Annotated in this window: 13 protein-coding genes; 4 read left to right on the top strand and 9 right to left on the bottom strand. The window is 72.6% G+C overall.

Going from position 1 to position 20,025, the window contains the following annotated elements; all coding sequences use genetic code 11:
- Window positions 1-47: 47 nt before the first annotated feature.
- Window positions 48-839, bottom strand: a complete 792-nt coding sequence (locus PV364_RS05680; RefSeq protein WP_319658556.1) for a class II aldolase/adducin family protein — start codon at window positions 837-839, stop codon at window positions 48-50.
- A 90-nt stretch (window positions 840-929) separates the two neighbouring features.
- Window positions 930-2,513 (bottom strand): glutamine-hydrolyzing GMP synthase, encoded by a 1,584-nt coding sequence (gene guaA, locus PV364_RS05675; RefSeq protein WP_319658555.1) that lies wholly within the window; start codon window positions 2,511-2,513, stop codon window positions 930-932.
- Window positions 2,514-2,791: 278 nt separating this feature from the next.
- Between guaA and PV364_RS05670 the strand changes: the two genes are divergently transcribed.
- The gene (locus PV364_RS05670) at window positions 2,792-3,118 is read left to right on the top strand and encodes a chorismate mutase (protein WP_319658554.1); all 327 of its coding nucleotides are present in this window, start codon (window positions 2,792-2,794) and stop codon (window positions 3,116-3,118) included.
- Window positions 3,119-3,611: 493 nt separating this feature from the next.
- On the opposite strand, the gene PV364_RS05665 is transcribed toward PV364_RS05670, so the two are convergent.
- The 7 genes from PV364_RS05665 to PV364_RS05635 all read right to left on the bottom strand — a co-directional run bounded on the left by PV364_RS05665 (window position 3,612) and on the right by PV364_RS05635 (window position 16,252).
- Entirely contained in the window at window positions 3,612-5,498 is a 1,887-nt protein-coding gene (locus tag PV364_RS05665) for a GMC family oxidoreductase (protein WP_319658553.1), read from the bottom strand.
- Window positions 5,498-7,117, bottom strand: a complete 1,620-nt coding sequence (locus PV364_RS05660; protein WP_319658552.1) for a succinic semialdehyde dehydrogenase — start codon at window positions 7,115-7,117, stop codon at window positions 5,498-5,500. The genes PV364_RS05665 and PV364_RS05660 overlap by 1 nt, the downstream gene beginning before the upstream one ends.
- Window positions 7,118-7,316: 199 nt before the next feature.
- Window positions 7,317-8,741 carry a serine/threonine-protein kinase gene (locus PV364_RS05655; RefSeq protein WP_319658551.1) on the bottom strand — a complete coding sequence of 475 codons (1,425 nt, stop codon included), beginning with the start codon at window positions 8,739-8,741 and terminating at the stop codon, window positions 7,317-7,319.
- Window positions 8,742-8,827: 86 nt separating this feature from the next.
- Window positions 8,828-10,723, bottom strand: a complete 1,896-nt coding sequence (locus tag PV364_RS05650; RefSeq protein WP_319658550.1) for a serine/threonine protein kinase — start codon at window positions 10,721-10,723, stop codon at window positions 8,828-8,830.
- 81 nt (window positions 10,724-10,804) lie between these two features.
- Window positions 10,805-12,652 (bottom strand): serine/threonine-protein kinase, encoded by a 1,848-nt coding sequence (locus tag PV364_RS05645; protein WP_319658549.1) that lies wholly within the window; start codon window positions 12,650-12,652, stop codon window positions 10,805-10,807.
- Window positions 12,653-12,773: 121 nt separating this feature from the next.
- Window positions 12,774-14,432: a serine/threonine-protein kinase gene (locus tag PV364_RS05640; RefSeq protein ID WP_319658548.1), complete on the bottom strand. Its 1,659-nt coding sequence runs from the start codon at window positions 14,430-14,432 to the stop codon at window positions 12,774-12,776.
- Between the two features lie 113 nt (window positions 14,433-14,545).
- Entirely contained in the window at window positions 14,546-16,252 is a 1,707-nt protein-coding gene (locus PV364_RS05635) for a glycerol-3-phosphate dehydrogenase/oxidase (RefSeq protein WP_319658547.1), read from the bottom strand.
- Between the two features lie 374 nt (window positions 16,253-16,626).
- Here PV364_RS05635 and PV364_RS05630 point away from each other — a divergent pair, with 374 nt between their 5' ends.
- The 3 genes from PV364_RS05630 to PV364_RS05620 all read left to right on the top strand — a co-directional run bounded on the left by PV364_RS05630 (window position 16,627) and on the right by PV364_RS05620 (window position 20,007).
- On the top strand, window positions 16,627-17,862 hold the full coding sequence (locus PV364_RS05630) for a nucleotide sugar dehydrogenase (protein ID WP_319658546.1): 1,236 nt from the start codon (window positions 16,627-16,629) through the stop codon (window positions 17,860-17,862).
- A gap of 135 nt (window positions 17,863-17,997) precedes the next feature.
- Window positions 17,998-19,092 (top strand): LamG domain-containing protein, encoded by a 1,095-nt coding sequence (locus tag PV364_RS05625; RefSeq protein WP_319658545.1) that lies wholly within the window; start codon window positions 17,998-18,000, stop codon window positions 19,090-19,092.
- A gap of 315 nt (window positions 19,093-19,407) precedes the next feature.
- Window positions 19,408-20,007 carry a hypothetical protein gene (locus PV364_RS05620; protein ID WP_319658544.1) on the top strand — a complete coding sequence of 200 codons (600 nt, stop codon included), beginning with the start codon at window positions 19,408-19,410 and terminating at the stop codon, window positions 20,005-20,007.
- Window positions 20,008-20,025 lie beyond the last annotated feature (18 nt).

The following is a 20,025-nucleotide window of genomic DNA, read 5'->3' as shown; positions in this document are numbered from 1 at the left end:
TTCTCCGGGAGCGCCATAGGCGGATACGTACGCCAACCGTCAAGCGTTCAATCAAAAAGCTCGGGATCCTGGCGGACTATCCGCTCATATGTCGGCTGATAGTTGATCCAGGCGACCAGATCGTGTCCCAGTTGCTCACGGGTGGCCACCGCGTCGTCGTGGCCGATCAGCACCGGCGTGCCCGCCGCCTTGGCGCTGAGCTGCACCTCGCAGGCCTTCTCCATGGTCATGAACCACCACGCCGCCGCGTCCACCGTCTCCCCCACCGTCAGCAGCCCGTGGTTGCGGAGGATCACGCCCTTGTGGCCGCCGAGCACCACGGCGACGCGCCGTGCCTCGGCGTCGTCGACCACCACGCCGGTGTAGGAGTCGTACACCGCGTGGTCCTCGTAGAAGGCGCACGCCTCCTGGCTGATCGGCTCCAGCCGCTCGCCGATCGCCGCCAGCGCCCGGCCGTACGTGGAGTGGCTGTGGACGACGGCCACCGCGTCGGGGCGGGCCAGGTGCACATGGGCGTGGATGGTGAAGGCGGCCTGGTTGACGTGGTGGCGGCCCTCGACTACCGCACCCTGCTGGTTGACCAGGATCAACTCGCCGACGGCGACGTGCGCGAAGGGCACCCCGAAGGGGTTGACCCAGAAGTGGTCGGCCAACTCCGGGTCGCGGACCGTGATGTGGCCCGACACGCCCTCCTCGAACCCCATCCGGCCGAACGCCCGCAACGCCGCCGCCAGTCGCTCCTTGCGGTGCCGCCGCTCTTCGGCCGGGTCCTCGAACGTCGGCGGCAGGGCGAAATGCAACTGATCGGGGGGTACGGGCTGCGGCGCGGTGTCGGTCATGGCGCGGAAGTTACCCCGAGGTACCGCAGATGGACAGGGGCGATACCAGGTTTCCCCGGTATCGCCCCAAGCCTGCCCCACGTGAGGGGGCTACTCCCACTCGATGGTGCCCGGGGGCTTGCTGGTGACGTCCAGCACGACCCGGTTGACGTCCGCGACCTCGTTGGTGATGCGGGTGGAGATGCGGGCCAGCACCTCGTAGGGCAGCCGCGACCAGTCGGCGGTCATGGCGTCCTCGCTGGAGACCGGGCGCAGCACGATCGGGTGACCGTAGGTGCGGCCGTCGCCCTGGACGCCGACGGAGCGGACGTCGGCGAGGAGGACCACCGGGCACTGCCAGATGTCGCGGTCCAGACCGGCCGCGGTGAGCTCCTCGCGGGCGATGGCGTCGGCGTCGCGCAGCAGGTCCAGCCGCTCCTTGGTGACCTCACCGACGATGCGGATGCCCAGGCCCGGGCCCGGGAAGGGCTGGCGCTGGACGATCTCCTCGGGCAGGCCGAGTTCCTGGCCGACCATGCGGACCTCGTCCTTGAACAGCTTGCGCAGCGGCTCGACGAGCTGGAACTGCAGGTCCTCGGGGAGGCCGCCCACGTTGTGGTGGGACTTGATGTTGGCGGTGCCGGTGCCGCCGCCGGACTCCACGACGTCCGGGTAGAGCGTGCCCTGGACCAGGAACTCCACCGACTCGCCGTGCGCGCCGGCCTCGGCGACGATCTCGCTCGCGGCCTGCTCGAAGACCCGGATGAACTCCCGGCCGATGATCTTGCGCTTCTCCTCGGGGTCGGAGACCCCGGCGAGCGCGGTGAGGAAGCGCTCCTCGGCGTCGACGACCTTCAGTTGCACGCCGGTGGCCGCGACGAAGTCCTTCTCGACCTGCTCGGACTCGCCCTTGCGCATCAGGCCGTGGTCCACGTAGACGCAGGTCAGCTTCTCCCCGATGGCCTTGTTGACCAGGGCCGCGGCGACCGCGGAGTCCACGCCGCCGGACAGGCCGCAGATCGCGCGCTTGTCGCCGACCTGGGCGCGGATCGCGGCGACCTGCTCCTCCACCACGTTGTGCGTGGTCCAGTTCGGCGCGATGCCCGCGCCCCGGTACAGGAAGTGCTCCAGCACCTGCTGGCCGTGCTCGGAGTGCAGCACCTCGGGGTGGTACTGGACGCCGTAGAGCTTCTTCTCGTCGTTCTCGAAGGCGGCGACGGGCACGAGGTCGGTGGTCGCGGTGACCGCGAAGCCCTCGGGGGCGGCGGAGCAGGTGTCACCGTGCGACATCCACACCGAGTGCTCGGCCGGGGTGCCCTCGAAGAGCGTCGAGCCGGTCTTGCCGACGTGCAGCGGCGTGCGGCCGTACTCACGGGCGCCGGTGTTGTCGACGGTGCCGCCGAGGGTGATCGCCATCAGCTGGAAGCCGTAGCACATGCCGAAGACCGGCACGCCGGCCTCGAAGAGGGCGCGGTCCAGCCGCGGGGCGTGCTCCGCGTAGACCGAGGACGGTCCGCCGGACAGGATGATCGCGGCCGGCCGCTTGGCCAGCATCTCCTGGACCGGCATGGTGCTCGGCACGATCTCGCTGTAGACCCGGGCCTCACGGACACGGCGGGCGATGAGCTGGGCGTACTGCGCCCCGAAGTCGACGACGAGAACGGTGTCGGGGGCGGCTGGGGTCGCTGATGCCACGGTGGGCCTTCCGGCGGGTCGAACGTGGGGTCCCTGCCGATTCTACCGGGGCCCGCGGCTTTACTTCCCCGCCCCGAGGGGTCACACTGTCCGCCATGTTCAGCAGCACGCACTTCGCGTTTACCTATGGCACCGGCTGGTCCGGCTGCCATGGTCGTGCTGTCTGATCGCGGAAACGCATTCCAGACGTCACCAGGCGCCCCGGGCCACACGGCCCGGGGCGCCTGGCGTTTGCCTCCCCGGGCAGGTCAGGGGCCGTACCCCCCGAGGAGAGACCCATGAGCAGCACGGCAGCCCCCACCGGGCAGGAACGGCCGGAGCAGGAGCGACCCGGGCAGGAGCGACCCGGGCAGGAGCACACCGCCGAGACCGTGATCGCCGGCGCCCGCCAGCGCATCGACGACCTCGACGCCCGGATCATCGCGCTGATCCGGGAACGGATGACGGTCTCGGCCGGCATCCAGCGGGCCCGGATCGCCTCCGGCGGCCGCCGGGTGCACCTGGCCCGCGAGATGGAGGTCCTCGGCCGCTTCCGCGGTGAGCTGGGCAGGCCCGGCACCGCGCTGGCGATGACCCTGCTGGAGCTGTGCCGCGGCCGCGTCTGAGCCGGGCGTGCGCCGGGGGCGGTGGCCGCCCCTGGGACGGGCCGTGTGACCCGTTCGGGGGGCATCACCCGTACGGCACGTGACCGCCTCCGGGTGCCTTCGTTGAATCCGGTGTCCGTGCCAGCCAGGCGCGGTCACCCTGGGCCAGGGGTAGCGGGACAGCAGGAACAACAAGACGTCGAAAAGCAGGACACCACGCGTGGACACCGCTCAGACGCAGCTGGGCGGGGTGGCATCGGAACGATGAGGCGCGCCCGCGCCTAGTGGAAGCACCGCGGGCCCGCCGTGGGACCTCGTTCCGGTGGATGTGACCGGACAGCAGGGGACAGCAGCCCGGTCACGACTCAAAAGTGGCGGTCGGCCCCGGGGACGCCGGGGGCCGGCCGCTCTGCGAGGAACACACTACTCATTTCGCCGCACTTGGGCAGACATCCGGCCCACGATCGAGTGAGTCGCCCTCCGCCGGCCGCCGTCCCGCGACGACGGCCGTCCGTCACGGCTTGGGGGGCACCGGCGGGACCGGGAGCAGCGGCAGGCGCAGGGCGCCGAAGGCGTCCTGCGGGACGACCGGCTGCTTCGGCTCGACCGGCGTGACCCGGCGGTAGGCCTCGCCCTGGGCCGGACGGGGGTCCGCCTCGCCCTTGTTGGGCCACAGCGCCATCGCCCGTTCCGCCTGCGCGGTGATGGTCAGCGACGGGTTGACGCCGAGGTTGGCCGACACGGCCGCGCCGTCCACGACATGGATGCCCGGGTGCCCGAACAGCCGGTGGTACGGGTCGATGACGCCGTGCTCCGCGTCCTCGCCGATCGCGCAGCCGCCCAGGAAGTGCGCCGTGAGCGGGGTGCCCATCAACTCGCCGACGTTGCTGCCCGCGAAGCCGTTGATCTCCTCGGCCAGCAGCCGGGCCGCCTCCGCGCCCTCGGGGATGAAGTCCGGGTTGGGCGCGCCGTGCCCCTGGCGGGCGGTGAGCAGGCCCTTCCCCAGGCCCTTGGGCTTGCGGTAGGTGGTCAGCGAGTTGTCCAGGGACTGCATGACCAGGCCGATGATGGTGCGCTCGGACCAGCGGCGGTTGGACAGCGAGCGCATCAGCAGCACCGGGTGGCGGGCGCAGTGCGCCAGGTAGGCCACGCCGCGCGGCAGTCTCGTGCCGTGCGGGACCTGCAGGATGGACAGGCCGCCCATCGAGTTGGAGCCCTTGCCGTAGCGGACCGGCTCGATGTGGGTGTGGTCGTCGGGGTGGATCGAGGACGTGATGGCCACGCCCCGCGTGAAGTCCACCCGCTGCTCACCCGTACGCCTGCGGTAGCGGCGGCTGTCGGTCTGCGCGCCCACCAGTGCCTCGGAGTTGGTGCGGGTCAGCTCGCCGAGCCGGGCCGAGACACCGGGCAGCCGGCCCGCGTCGCGCATGCGGTGCAGCAGCGTCTGCGTACCGTAGGTGCCGGCCGCGACGACCACGTACCGGGCGCGCAGGACGCGGGGGGCGGCCTTGCGGCGGTCGGTGGGCACGACGGAGACGTCGTAGCCGCCCTGGGGGTTCTCCGCCAGCGCGGTGACCGTGGTCATCGGGTGGATCACCGCGCCCGCCTTCTCGGCGAGGTGCAGGTAGTTCTCGTTGAGGGTGTTCTTGGCGCCGTGCCGGCAGCCGGTCATGCACTCCCCGCACTCGGTGCAGGCCCGCCGGGACGGCCCCTCGCCGCCGAAGTACGGGTCGGGGACCTCGCCGCCGGGCGCGGCCTTGGCGTCCCCCCCGGCGTCCTGGCCGTCGCCGAAGAAGACGCCCACCGGGGCCATGTGGAAGGAGTCGCCGACGCCCATCTTCTCGGCGGCCGCCTTGAGGTGGACGTCGGAGGGGGTCATGGTCGGGTTGAGGCGCACGCCCAGCATCCGCTTGGCCTGGTCGTAGTAGGGCGCGAGCTCCTCCCGCCAGTCGGTGATGTGGCCCCACTGGCGGTCCTCGAAGAACGCCTTCGGCGGCACGTAGAGGGTGTTGGCGTAGTTGAGCGAGCCGCCGCCGACCCCGGCGCCCGCCAGGATCATGACGTTGTCGAGCAGGTGGATGCGCTGGATCCCGTACAGCCCGAAGGCCGGGGCCCACAGGTAGTCCTTGAGGTGCCAGGAGTTCTTCGGCAGGGACTCGCGGGTCCAGCGGCGGCCCGCCTCCAGGACGCCGACCTTCCAGCCCTTCTCGGTCAGGCGCAGCGCGGAGACGGCGCCGCCGAAGCCGGACCCGACCACGATCACGTCGTAGTCCACGTCCACGTCCACGTCCACGTCCAGGTCCGCGTCCACGTCCTGCTGCTGGTCCTGGTGCTGGTCCTGGACCTGGCCGTCGTCGTCCTGTCCGTCGTCCCGGGTCCGTCCCATCGGCTCGTCCCCCATCAGCGGAGCCTCAGTGCCTTCATCACGCGCAGGCTGCGGCTCATGAAGGCCGCGTACGCCGCGTCGTCCATGCCCAGCGACGGGGCCATCGGCAGCAGCCGCTGCGTGGCCACGGTCTGCGCCTCGGTGTACTTCAGGATGCCCTCGGAGCCGTGCCGGCGGCCGAGGCCGGAGTCCTTCATGCCGCCCATCGGGGAGCGGACGCTGCCGTAGGCGGACGAGTAGCCCTCGTTGACGTTGACGGTGCCGCTGCGCAGACGGGCGGCGACGCGGGCGCCGCGGCGGGCGTCCTTGGTCCACACGCTGGAGTTGAGGCCGTACGGCGTGGCATTGGCGCGCTCGACGGCCTCGTCCTCGTCGGTGAAGCGGTAGACGGAGACGACCGGGCCGAAGGTCTCCTCGGTGCAGACCGCCATCGGGGCCTCCACACCGTCCAGGACCGTCGGCTCGAAGAAGAACGGGCCGGCGTCGGGACGCGGCCGGCCGCCGGCGAGGACGGTCGCGCCCTTGGCGACGGCCTCCTCCACGTGCCGGGTGACGGTCTCCAGCTGGCGCTCGCCGGCCAGCGAGCCCATCCCGGCGCCGTAGGCGAGGGCGGTGCCGAGCTTGAGGGCCCTGGTACGGGCGGTGAAGCGCTCCAGGAAGGCGTCGGCCACCGACGCGTGGACGAAGAGCCGCTCGATGGAGATGCACAGCTGCCCGGCAGAGGAGAAGCAGGCGCGGACCGCACCCTCGGCGGCCTTGTCCAGGTCGGCGTCCTCCAGCACCAACAGGGCGTTCTTGCCGCCCAGTTCGAGGGAGACGCCGACCAGGCGGGCGGCGGCGCGGGTCGCCACGTCGCGGCCGGTGCGGGTCGAGCCGGTGAACGACACGTAGTCGGCGTGCTCGACCACGGCGGGGCCGACGACCGGGCCCTCGCCGATCACGATCTGCCAGACGTCGGCCGGCAGCCCGGCCTCGATCAGCTGCTCGCGCGCCCACAGGGCGGTCAGCGCCGTCTCGGTGTCGGGCTTCATGACCACGGCGTTGCCCGCGACGAAGGCGGGCAGCGCGTCGCCGATGGACAGCTCCAAGGGGTAGTTCCAGGGGGCGATCTGCCCGATCACACCGCGCGGGTGGCGCAGTTCGACGACCTTGGTCAGCACCGGGATCGCGCCCGTGTGCCGCTTGGGCCGCAGGTACGACGGGGCCTTCAGCCCGTAGTGGCGGGCGGCGACGGCGACGGCCTGCACCTCCTCGTGCGCGTGCAGCCGGGTCTTCCCGGTCTCCAGCTGGATGAGGTCCAGCACCTCGGCCTGCCGGCGCAGGACCAGGTCGTGGAACCGCAGCAGCACCGCGGCGCGCTTGCGGACCGGGGTGGCCGCCCACGCCCGCTGCGCCTCCCGGGCCCGTTCGTACGCCGCCGCCACGTCCTCCGGCGTCGACTCGGGCAGCTCCGCCAGCGTCTCGCCGGTCATCGGCGTGTGGTTCGCGGTGCGGCCGCTGCCGCCCACGCCCCGGGTGAGCCGTGCGACCAGTTCGGGGGTCACCACGTCGGCGGCCGTCCTGCTGCCGGCGGGGGCGACCGGGTTGCCGTCGCCGGCCTGACCGGCGGGACCACTTGGGGGGAAGTCCGTCATGGCGGGAGAGTACGGCGGGACGACACCGCGTGCATACCCGTCAGTAGCTACTTTTCACAAGGACGCCAGCAAAAGCTGGCAAGAACGCCGCAAGCCCGTCCCGGCCCCGGTCCGGGACGCGGACCGCGGCACGCGCGCCGGGCCGCCGCCCCGGGCCGGCGGCGGCACGCACCGCGTCGCCGGAGGAGGCACGCCGTGGTCAGGACCGCGGTTCGGTCCGCCAGGTCTGGAGCGCGACCTGGAACCGGGCGAGGGACGCGGGCCAGTCGGCGGCCGGGGCGCCCATGTACACCGCGTACTCGGTGCCGTCCGGGGCGCGGTACGCCTGGTCGACGGCGCGGCGCGGCCCGGGGTTCTCCTTCTCGGCGGTCCAGGTGAACTCCCACAGCGCGCCGTCGCCCCCGCGGAAGGTGTTCTGGTGCAGCCGCACGCGGGTGTAGCGGGGCAGCGCGCGGACGTCCTTCTCCAGTGCGAGCAGATGCATGTACGGATTGGGGTCCGCCGGGCGGCTGTCGATCCCGACGCGCAGCCGGTGCGCGCCGTTGTCGGGCGTGTAGTCGATCTGGTCGCCGTCCAACTGCCGCTTCCAGCCGCGCGGTACGGCCACGCTGAACCCGGCCGGGTCCGTGACGCGCACGTACCCGGCGGGCACCCCGCCGGTCGCACCGGCGGCCGTGTCGCCGCCCCGGTCGTGCAGGACGGCCACGACGACGGCCGCGAGCAGCGCGACCGCGACCGGGACCGCGACCGCCGCGAGGACCCCGCGCCGTCCGCGCGGGCCGCCGTGGTGCGCCCTGCCCGCGGCGACCACCGCCAGCGTGGTCGCGAGTTCCCCCGCGGGCGTCCGGGCGGCCGGCTCCTTCCGCAGCAGGCCCGTGATCACCGGCCGCAGCGGTCCCGCGGTGCGGGGCTCGGGCGGCTCCTCGTACACCACCGCCTGCAGCGTGCCGATCGGCGAGGTGCGGCGGAACGGGGAGCGGCCCTCGACCGCGGCGTAGAGCGTCGCGCCCAGCGACCACAGGTCGGACTCGGGGCCGGGCCGGCCGCCGCGGGCCCGTTCGGGGGCCAGGTAGTCGACGGACCCGACGAGTTCGCCGGTGCGTGTGATGGCCGCGTCGCCCTCGACGACGGCGATGCCGAAGTCCGACAGCAGCACCCGGCCGTCGCGGGCGAGCAGCACATTGGCCGGTTTGACGTCACGGTGCAGGACGCCCGCGGCGTGCGCGGCACGCAGCGCGTCGAGGACGGCGGCGCCGACCCGGGCGGCCTCGCGCGGGGGCAGCGGGCCGTCCTTGCGGACCGCCTCCTCCAGGGAGCGGCCGTCCACGAGCTCCATGACGATCCACGGGCGGCCGTCCTGCTCGACCACGTCGTGGACGGTGACCACGCCCGGGTGGTTGATCCGGGCCGCCGCGCGGGCCTCCTGCTGCATGCGGGTCTGCAGCAGGACCCGGTCCTCCTCGGCCAGATGGGCGCCGAGGGTCAGCTCCTTGATCGCGACGGTACGGCGCAGCACGACGTCCTGCGCCTCCCACACGCGGCCCATTCCGCCGCTGCCGATCAGGTCGCCCAGCCGGTACCGTCCGGCCACCACGCTGCCGCTGCCGCTCGCGCTTCCGATCATTCCGCTGCCCCCACGGGCTGTTCGACGCCGCGACCGTCCGGTCCGGTTCCGGTCCGGTTCCGCGCGCGGGACCGGGGCGGGACGGGTCAGGTGCCGTAGGTCTCGGCCGCCTTCTCGAAGTACCGCTTGACGTCCGAGCGGCGGTTGTCCGGCCCGACGACCAGCACGATGTGGTACTTGCCGTCCCTGACCATCACCAGGTTGCGCGCGAAGAGCTGCTGCCCGGAGGCGTCGCTCCAGCTGAACTCCCCCTCCGCCGCGGGGACGCCGCCCATGTCGAGGCGGCGCAGCCCGGAGGCCGACGACCAGCTCGAGGCGCGGAAGCCCGCCAGCTCCGGCTCGTCGTTCTGGTACGCCATGGGATCGCCGCCGCCTGCGGCGACCGCGTCGCGGCCGGGGACGACGAGCAGCTGGTAGTCCCCGCCGGTGTAGCGGACCTGGCCGTCACCGTTCCTGCCGCTGCGATGCCAGCCGTTGGGCACGGCCAGGTGGAATCCCGCCGGGTCCGTGCGCAGCTGGAAGTCGCCGCCCAGACCGGTGGTCACCGTGTTGCCGGGGGGCGTGGACCGGGTGGGCGGCGCGCTGCTCGCCGGCGCCTTGCTCCCCGGCGTCCCCGACGGCGAGGTCCCGGAGGACGGGGCGGACGGGGCATGCGAGTCCTGCGGCTTGTCGTCGCCACCGGGCACCTGCGCGGGCAGGGTGCGGGAGGAGCCCGCCCCGCCCTCGTCGGCCGTGCCGGCGCGCGGCAGGAAGACCACGGCGTAGACCACGGCCGCGGCCAGCAGCGCCAGGACCAGGGCGACGAGCATCAACCCGAGCGTGCGCGGCCCCCGCGCACTCCGCTTGCGTTCCCTGGACCGCTTGTGGCGGCCGTGGGCCAGGGGCACCGGCACCGGATCGGCGGCGGCCTTGCGGCGGCGTACGAGCTCGCCCCGGCGCCGCACGATGGGCAGCTTGTGCGGGTCGTCGGCGGGCACCGGCACGGTGCGCAGCCCGAGATCGGGCTCGGGGGCGGAGCGCACGAGGGAGCGCAGCCAGCCGCGCAGTTCCTCCACGTCCGGCCGCTCCTCGGGGTCCTGCCGCAGCAGGGACTCCACGACGGGCCGCAGCGGACCGCACTCCTCGGCGAACGCGGGGGGCTCGGCGACGACGAGCTGGACCAGCTCGTTCGTGGACTCCTCCGGGAACGGCGGGTGGCCCTGCACACTGCGGAAGAGCAGCGAGCCCAGCGCCCACAGGTCGGCGGCGGGTCCGACCGGCGGCGCCAGCTGCCAGTTCTCGTGGACCTCGGTGGCCTGCTCCGGGGCCCAGCGTTCGGTGACCGGGCCGACCACGGTGAGCCGGGCCTGCCGGGCGCGCTCGAGTTCCAGCACCGAGTGCGGGCCCTCCCAGCTGCCGCCGCCCGCCTCCTCCTCGCCGCCGCCCGTGAGCGCGGGCACCGGCAGCGTGTTGTAGCCGCACAGCGCCTCCTGGGCTGCGCCGACCGCGAGGCCGGACAGCATGGCGCGGCCGTCGTCGCAGACCAGCACGGTGCCGGCGGTGACATTGCGGTGGGTCCAGCCGTGGGCGTGCAGCACGCGCAGCGCGGTCAGCACGTCGTTGCCGACCTCGGCGGCGCGGTACGGGCTCAGCTTCTTGTCGGCCAGGAGCGCGGCGAGCGGGCGGGCGGAGACCAGCTCGCTCACTATCCAGACGCTGCCGTCCTCGACGAAGATGTCGAAGACCTGCACCAGCCGGGGGTGGTCGGGTATCGCGGCCGCCGCACGGGCGGCCTCCAGCGCCCGCCGCGCGGTGTCCCCGCCGTCACCGCGGTACGGCTCCGGCTCGGCACCGACGACCTCCGGCAGCAGCACCTGGCGTATCAGCACCTCCTGGCCGCTGTAGGTGTCGAAGGCCCGGGTCTCCACCAGTTCGTACTCGTCGGCGGGCGGCCGCGGCAGGCGGTAGCGGTCGGCCAGGACCCGTCCCGCGTAGTCGTCCACGACGCCTCCCCAAAGCGTCAGATCCGATCCGATCTGGATGCGGACAGTCCGCAATGATTCACGATACGTGCTCGAGCGGTGTCACTTGGCCGGTTTGAAGGTCTTGTACAGAGCGGCCAGCATCGCCTGGGTCTTCGTGCTGTTCCACTCGGCGTCCGGGGCCGTGAAGAGGATGGCGTACCCGTGCGTGTCGTCGGTGACGAACCCGCGGTTGACCGCCCGCATCCTGGTGCCGTGGGAGGTGAAGGTGAACGTCCAGTCGGCGACGGTGCGGTAACCGCGCCAGGAGACCGGGTCGATGGAGACCCGCTGATAGCCGGGGAAGCTGCTCCGGCTGCTCGGCTCCTGCTTCCGCCAGGCCTCGGCGGCGTCCTTGCCGGGGGTGGACGTCCAGTCGATCTGGACGCGCGGGCTGTGGTTCGCGTTGAATATCCGGCCGCTGCCGTAGCCGTTGCCCCTGCTGTTCGCCTCCCAGCCGGCGGGCAGCGCGATCGAGAACCCGCCCTCACCGGAGGTGTAGGTCTTCCAGCCCGACGGCACCGAGCCGGCGGAGTCGTCGGAGCCCTTGCCGGAACCCGAGTCGCCGCCGGACGAGGGCGCGGCGGTGGAGCCGGAGCCGCCGGTCCCCTTGCCCGGGCCGGAGTTGTCGTCGTCCTTGTTCTTGCCCGTGTCGTCACCGGACGTGTCGTCGTCCTTGACACCGCCGTTGTCACCGGACTTGGTGCTCGCCGAGGCCGAGGGACCGGGGGACGCCCCGGAACCCGTGCCCTCGTCGCCGCCGGCCGCCAGGACGCCGATGATCGTGCCGAGCACGGCGAGCACGACCACGCCCGCCACGACCAGCAGGATCCGGCGACGCCGCTCGTCCTGCAGGAAGGGCGGCAGGGTGAAGGGCGCCGAGGCGACCGCCGCCGGGGCCGGGGCGGCGGCCGGAGCCGGCACCGGCTCCGGCTTGGTCTTCGCCGCGCGCAGCGCGGCCTGGTCGGCGGCGGCCTCGCGGGTCGCGGGCGGCGCGTCGGTGGGCGTCGGCTGCGGGTCGGTGGGCAGCGGTATGGCGCGGGTGACGTCGGGGGCCGGTGCGTCGGGGACGACCGGGGCGTTGACGACCTCGGTCAGCATCGGCCGCACGGCCGCGTCGTCGAGGCGCTCCTCGGGGTCCTTGGCGAGCAGCCCCTGGATCGCGCCGGCCAGCGGGCCCGCGTTCCTGGGGGTCTTGAGCTGCTCGGTCATCACGGCGGTCAGGGTCGCGATGGCGGAGCCCTTGTCGTACGGCGGCCTGCCCTCCACGCACGCGTACAGCAGCGCGCCCAGCGACCACAGGTCGGCGGGCGGACCGGGCTTCTGGCCGCGGGCCCGCTCGGGCGAGATGTAGGAGGGGGCCCCGACGAGCATGCCGGTGGAGGTGACCGACGGGTCGCCGTCGATCTGGGCGATGCCGAAGTCGCTCAGCACGACCCGGCCGTCCTGGGCGAGCAGCACGTTGGACGGCTTGACGTCGCGGTGGAGGATGCCCTCCTTGTGCGCGGCGCGCAGCACGTCAAGGACGGTCAGGCCGACCTCGGCGGCGCGCTTGGGCGTCAGCGGGCCGTCCTCGCGGATCGCGTCGGACAGCGAGCGGCCCTCGACCAGCTCCATCACGATCCAGGGGCGCTCGTCCTCCTCGACGACGTCGAAGACGGTGATCGCCCCGGTGTTGCGGATGCGGGCGGTCGCCTTGGCCTCCCGCAGGGTGCGAGTGATCAGGCGGCGCTTCTCGTCCTCGTCGACATTGCCCGGAAAGCGGAGCTCCTTGACGGCGACGGTACGGCCCAGGGTCTCGTCGACAGCCCGCCAGACCGTGCCCATGCCGCCCTTGCCGAGCACGGCACCCAGCCGGTAGCGCCCGGCGAGGAGACGGTGGTCGGTGTCGGTGTCATGCGCCTGACCCATGAATTCCCTCTGCAGTCGCTGAAGATGAAGCTCCCTCATCGCCTGATGTCGGCGACCGCGGGATGGAGACCTCCATCATCCCTGACAATGCCCCGTGGTCCCACCCCGGCCTGACCCTGTGCTAGTCCTGCAGTACGAGACCGGCCACGGCGTTCTCGAACACCCGCCGGTCAGAGGCCCATTGTGCTGCCGGGGCGGAGAGGTAGACGGCGAACTCCCGCTGTCCGGGATCGCCGAATCCGAGGTCGATCGCGCGGAACGTGCGCGCCTTGCCCTCGAAGGTGAACTCCCATATGGCGGCGGGCCGTCCGCGCCATTGCGTGCTCTGCATGCGCAGCTGCTCGTAGCCGTCCAGTTTCGGGATCGTCTGCGCCTCTTCGTCCTTGAAGTGCTGCAGGGGGCTCGGCCCCGCGAAGTCCAGCGTGCCGATGCGCAGTCCGACCAGCCCCGTCGGGTCGACGTAGATCATCTGCTGGCCGTCGTCGCTGACCTGGCGCGTCCACCCGTCGGGAATGGGCACGGAGAAGCCGCGGTCCGGCTCTTCGGCCAGGTGGTAGCCGTCCGGGACGGGGGACGGGCTGTACGAGGGCGACGGCGAGGCGGGCGCGGAGGTGGACGGCGTGCTCGGCGGCGCCGACGGGGACGTCGGCGCGGGCGAGCCCGCGGTGGCACGGTCCGCGCCGCCGAAGTGCCGACCCGCGTACACGCCGCCCGCGGTGAGGGCCGCCACCAGGACACCCGCGGTGATCCACAGGGGGGCGCGCCGGCGGCGGACGGGCGGAGGCGTCGGGGCAGGGGCCGGTGCTGGGGCGGGGGCGGGGGCCTGCGGCTGGTACGGCGACATCGTGGCGGCGGTGACGGGCGCGGTCACGCCACCGGCCGGGGGGCGGACGACCGTGGTCGGCCCGGTCAGCGGCTGCGGGTGTCCCAGGGCTTCGCGGGGCACGCCGGCCGTGGCCGACTCGGCGGCCACCGCCCGCAGCATCCGCTCCGCCTCCACCGCCGACAACCGCCGCCCCGGCTCACGCACCAGCAACCCCGCGATCACCGGACCCAGCCCACCCGCACGACCCGCCACCGGCACCTCATCCGTGGCAATCGCATACGCCGTCTCGATCGCCGTGTCCCGACGAAACGGCGAACGCCCCTCCACCGCCTGGAACAACGTCGCCCCCAACGCCCACAGATCCGCCTCAGGACCCGGCACACCACCCGTCAACCGCTCCGGCGCCAGAAAATCGATCGACCCGATCAACTCCCCCGTACGCGTCAACGTCGACGTCCCCGACGCCTGAGCGATACCGAAATCCGTCAACACCACCCGACCGGTCTCCGACAACAGGACATTGCCGGGCTTGACATCCCGGTGCAGCACCCCCGCCGCATGCGCCGCACGCAACGCCCCGATCATCCCCCGCCCGATCCGCGCCGCCTCCTCAGGCCCGACCGGCCCCCGCTCCTTCAGCAGATCACCCAACGTCGTCGCCGGAACGAACTCCATCACGATCGACGGCAGCCCCTCGTCCTCCACCACGTCATGCACCACCACGACATTGGGATGATTGATCCGCGCCGCACTGCGCGCCTCACGCCGCGTCCGCTCGAACAACGTCTCCACCTCGTCGTCCTGCAGATGCGGCTGCGGCGGATGCAACTTCTTCACCGCCACCGAACGCCCGAGCAACTCGTCCTCGGCCCGCCACACGGTGCCCATCCCGCCACGGCCTATCCGCTCGACAAGCCGGTACCGCCCAGCCACCAAGCGTCCGAGGTCCGACATCGCGCGCCCCTTCCCGCGTTCTTCCGGAAGGAACGATATCCGGCCGGATCACGGCGCCGGCGGGGCGGTGGTCCAGGCCACAGACGATGCCCGCCGACCCGCGTGACCGCGTGCTACAGCGGGACGATGTCCGGGGCGCCCAGGCGGGCGGCGTCCGCCGTCTGGTCGTCGGGCTGCCGCTGCGACTCCCGCTCGGCCTCCACCCGCTTCTGGTAGTGCTCGACCTCCTTCTCCACCTGCTCCTTGTCCCAGGCGAGCACCGGCGCCATCAGCTCGGCCACCTCGCGGGCGCTGAGCGTGCCGCGGTCGAAGGTCTCGATGGAGATGCGGGTACGGCGGGTGAGCACGTCGTCCAGGTGGCGGGCTCCCTCGTGGGCGGCGGCGTAGACGACCTCGGCGCGCAGGTAGTCGTCGGCGTTGGCGAGAGGGCTGCCGAGGGACGGATCGTCCTTGATCAGCTGCAGCACCTCCTCGGTGAGGGAGCCGTAGCGGTTGAGCAGGTGCTCGATGCGCGCCACGTGCACGCCGGTGCTCTCCGCCATCCGCGCCCTGGCGTTCCACAGGGCGTGGTAGCCCTCGGCGCCGGCCAGCGGGACGTCCTCCGTGCAGCACTCCGCGACCCGGCGGTCCAGCCCGTGCACGGCGGCGTCCACGGCGTCCTTGGCCATCACCCGGTACGTGGTGTACTTGCCGCCCGCGACGACCACGAGCCCGGGCACGGGGTGCGCCACGGTGTGCTCGCGGGACAGCTTGCTCGTCGCCTCCGACTCGCCGGCCAGCAGCGGCCGCAGCCCGGCGTACACGCCCTCGACGTCGTCCCGGGTGAGCGGCACCGCGAGCACGGAGTTCACGTGCTCCAGCAGGTAGTCGATGTCGGCGCTGGACGCGGCCGGGTGCGCCTTGTCCAGCGACCAGTCGGTGTCGGTGGTGCCGACGATCCAGTGCCGGCCCCACGGGATCACGAACAGCACGCTCTTCTCGGTGCGCAGGATCAGCCCGGTCGAGGAGTGGATGCGGTCCTTCGGCACGACCAGGTGGATCCCCTTGGACGCGCGGACGTGGAACTGCCCGCGCTCGCCTATCAGCGCCTGCGTGTCGTCCGTCCACACGCCGGTGGCGTTCACGATCTGCCGGGCCCGCACCTCGTACACGCCGCCGCCCTCGACGTCCTCGACCCGGGCGCCGACGACGCGTTCGCCCTCGCGCAGGAACCCGATCACCCGGGCCCGGTTCGCCGCGAGCGCGCCGTAGGCGGCGGCCGTCCTGACCAGCATCATCGTGTAGCGGGCGTCGTCCATCTGCGCGTCGTAGTACTGCAGCGCCCCGACCAGGGCGTCCTTGCGCAGGCACGGCGCCACGCGCAGCGCCCCCGTGCGGGACAGGTGCCGGTGGTGCGGCAGGCCGCGGCTGTGGCCCGACGACAGCGCCATCGTGTCGTACAGCGTCACGCCCGCCCCGGCGTAGAAGCGCTCCCAGCCGCGGTGCTGCAGCGGATAGAGGAACGGCACCGGCTTGACCAGGTGCGGGGCCAGCCGCTGGATGAGCAGCCCGCGCTCCTTCAGCGCCTCCCGGACCAGGGCGAAGTCCAGCATCTCCAGGTAGCGCAGGCCGCCGTGGATCAGCTTGCTCGACCGGCTCGACGTCCCCGCCGCCCAGTCCCGCGCCTCCACCAGCCCGGTCGCCAGCCCGCGGGTCACCGCGTCCAGGGCCGTCCCCGAGCCGACGACTCCGCCGCCGACCACGAGCACGTCCAGTTCCTGCTCCGCCATTCGGGCGAGCGCGGAGGCGCGCTCCGCCGGTCCCAATGTCGCCGTCAGCATCCGAGCCTCCCGTGATGACGCCAGGTCGCGCCTCAGCGCATTCCCCGTCCCCACGATCGTTACCCGCGCCGCGCGGCGCTGCTACCTGTGCGGGGTCTCCCGCCCTCCCTCCCCCAACCTTCGGCCGGGGGTGCCCCCACCTCTCCCGCCCCCTCCGTCTGGCATCGCGCCTGATCCCCGGTGGGGGGAAGAGGCGGTCCGGGTGAGCGCAGATGCCTCACTGAACCCTCACCGGCCGTCGGCAGGGGGAAGCCGACCCGGACAGCAACCGCTGCGGCGCCGCGTGGCGTGCGGTCATATCAGCTATCTGTCTGGTTAGCCTGATTTCCAGCTATTTGGGTACCGCACGCAGGACGCCGCAGGAAGAGGACTCCATGCCCGCAGACCTCGCAGTCATCGGACTCGGCCATGCCGGCCTGCCCTTCGCGCAGGCGGCCTGCGCCGCCGGGATCGGGGTGATCGGGTACGACCCGGACGAGCGGACGGTGGACGCGGTCAACGCCGGCCTGCGCGGCCCGTCCGGGGACCTCGCCGCGGCCGACGTGCGCAGGATGCTGGCCGCCGGCTTCCGCGCGACCGCCGACCCCGCCGCGCTGGGCCGTGTCAGGACGGCCGTGATCTGCGCGCCGGTCCCGGTCGGCGAGGACCACGAACTCGACCTGTCCGCCCTGGAGGAGGCCGGCAGCACGCTGGCCGCCCAGCTGCGCCCGCACACCACGGTGGTCCTGCAGTCGCCGGTGTACCCGGGCACGACGGAGGAGTTCCTGCGGCCGCTGCTGGAGAAGGGCTCCGGTCTGCGCGCGGGCCACGGCTTCCACCTCGCCTACTCCCCCGTCCGCGGCTTCGCCGGCCCCAAGGTGATCGGCGGCCTCACCCCCGCGTGCACGGAGGCGGCCGCCGCGTTCTACGCCCGCTTCACCGAGCGGATCGTGCGGGCCAGGGGCCTGCGCGAGGCGGAGACCGTGCAGCTGATGGAGACCAACTACCGGCACGTCAACATCGCGCTCGCCAACGAGATGGCCGTCTTCTGCCACGACATCGGCGTCGACGTCTGGGACGTGATCCGCTGCGCCGAGACCCGCCCCTACGGCTTCCAGGCCTTCCGGCCCGGCCCCGGGGTCGGCGGCCACACGATGCCGCTCGACCCCAACCACCCGCCGTACCAGGGCCGCATGCGCGGCCATCCGCTGCGGCTGGTCGAGTACGCGCAGGAGGTCAACGCCCGCATGCCGCGCTATGTGGTGCAGCGCGCCGCCGCGCTCCTCAACGAGCACGGCAAGTCGCTGCGCGGCGCCCGCGTGCTGCTCCTCGGGGTGACGTACAAGCCCGACCTGCCCGACCAGGAGGGGGCCCCGGCCCGCGAGATCGGCGCCCGCCTCATCGAACTCGGCGCGCAGCTCAGCTACCACGACCCCTACGCCCCGGAGTGGCGCGTCCTGGACCGCCCGGTACCCCGCGCCGACTCGCTGTGGGAAGCCGCGGCGCAGGCCGACCTCACCGTCCTGCTCCAGCACCACCGCACGTACGACATGCAGGGCCTCGCCGCGAAGGCCCAGCTCATGCTGGACACCCGCGGCGCCACCCCGGTCGGCGCGGCCGCCCGGCTGTGAGGGCGCGGGGTGCGGGACGTCATCGCACCTGAACCGGGCCGAACCGGGCGGGAATCGGGCCGGCGGGGCGCCGGAAACCGGTTCGCCCGGGAGCACCCGTAGGGGATCACGCGACGCTGCTCTAGCATCCCTGATGTGACTGACGGCACGGAACACCCGGACGGGGCGAACGCCCCTGGGCAGGACCCCTGGAACACCCCGACCGCTCCGCAGCCGCCCACGGCGCCGAGCGGTTACGGGTATCCCCAGCAGCAAATACCGTACGGGCAGCAGCCCGGATACCAGCACCCCATCTACCAGCAGCCCGGATACCAGCCGCCCCCGTTCACCGGCGGCCCGGACTGGGAGTCGCTCGCCGAGGCCAACGAGGCGCAGCAGCGCCGGCGCCGCGTGCTCAGGACGGGCGCGATCATCCTCGTGGCCTGCGTGCTCGGGGTGGGCGCGGGCGCCGTCGTGCTCCACTACGCGAACGGGACGTCGGACGCCGCGGCCCCCTCCTCCCCCAGCTCCTCCATCTCCGCACCCGCTTCCCCCTCCGCCTCCGCCGGCGCCGACTCGCCCACGGTCCCCGGGGAGGACAACACCCTCGCGGACAAATCCGGTCAGAACAATCTGGTCCTGGGACCGGACGCCGGCGTGAGCAAGGTGGCCAACGGTTATGTGGCCAGGTTCAGGAGCAACGGCAATTCCTACGCCCAATCGCCGGGGCAGCTGATCGACGTCACCAAGAGCTTCACCGTCTCGGCCTGGGTCTACAACGAGGCGCCGGGCGGCTCCCGCTCCGCGATCAGCCAGGGCGACGGCGCGTCCCCCTCCCTCAGCCTCGGCCGGGAGGCCTCGGGCGCGGACCGCAAGTGGATCTTCAAGGTGCAGACCGCCGACGGTGGCGCCGACAGCACGACCTACCAGGCCGAGGCCGCCAAGAACGTCAACACGGTGAACGAGTGGGCGCTGCTCACCGGCACCTACGACGCCGGAACGAAGACGATCGCGCTCTATGTGAACGGAAAACTCGCCGATTCCACGAAGGTCCCCGGCATCTGGGCCGGAAAGGGCCCGCTGCAACTCGGCCGCGCGCGCACGCATGGCACCTGGGGGGGCTACTGGGCCGGTGTCGTCGGCCACATCATGGTCTGGGACGTGGCATTGACGGCGGAGCAGGTGGCCGGCGTCAAGCAGGGCGGGGCGGGCGGAAACGCGAAGCCGATCGCCTCATGGCTTGTCGGGTGACGATCACTTTTACCCGTACGTCATCACAAATTGGTCACACCAACAACGGTACTTAGCAATACTGGACTACAGTCGCATCTGTTCCGCACGTCATTCTCTGACGGGTCAGCGGCGCGCTTCGCGTCACCGCCACTTCGGCTGATCGTGGCCATTCCCTTCCCCGGAGATGTCCTGCGGAGAAACGCACGAGGGCTTGCCGCCTCGTCCGAGCGCCCGGGGGGGGGCAAGCCGCATGAGAAGCCCGTTCGTCGCCATCCCCGCGTACGGCGAGGCGCCCGCCCTGCCGACTGCAGGGGGCCGGGAGACCGCAGAGCGGTGCGCATCGGCATGAACTCCCTGCCCGGCGGGCTTGACCAGTTCGACGACAATGCTCCGGAACCGGATGCCGATCCGGAACCGGATCCGGATCCGGAGTCGGAGTCGTCTCCCGCGGCGCGTGCGGAAGCTGGCGGGGACGGGAAAGACCGCCCCCCTGCCTCGCCGGGACAGAGGATCGCGACTGCGGGAGTCGCCCTGGTCCTCGCCGTCGGGCTGGTCGCGGGACTCTGGTCGGTGCCGTCGGTACGCACGGTCCTGCTGCAGTCCTTCACCCGGCAGCAGGCTCCGTTCACCGAGCTCTACTTCACGGACACGCCCCGCTTCGACGGCGGCACTCTGATCGTCCACGTCGCGGTGAACGCCCATGGGACGGGCGCCGCACCTCTGCGGCTGAAGATGACGCTCGAATCGCGCGGGGGCAAGGTCCTGAACACCAGGACGGTGGGGCTGAAGCCCAAGGACGGCAAAGCAGTGCCCGTCGTCGCGCGGTTCCCGAAGACCTCCGACACAGCGCGTGTGCGAGTGGCCCTCGTCGGCCATGCGCAGTCATTGCACTACACCTTCGTGGCGCCGCGGAACCCGAGCGGCACATCCTGACGTACGAGACTGAAGCCT

Origin of the sequence: Streptomyces sp. MI02-7b (assembly GCF_033793585.1) — a bacterium.
Lineage (GTDB): Bacteria > Actinomycetota > Actinomycetes > Streptomycetales > Streptomycetaceae > Actinacidiphila.
Note: the sequence above shows the minus strand (reverse complement) of the source record. Positions and strands in the feature narration are given on the sequence as shown.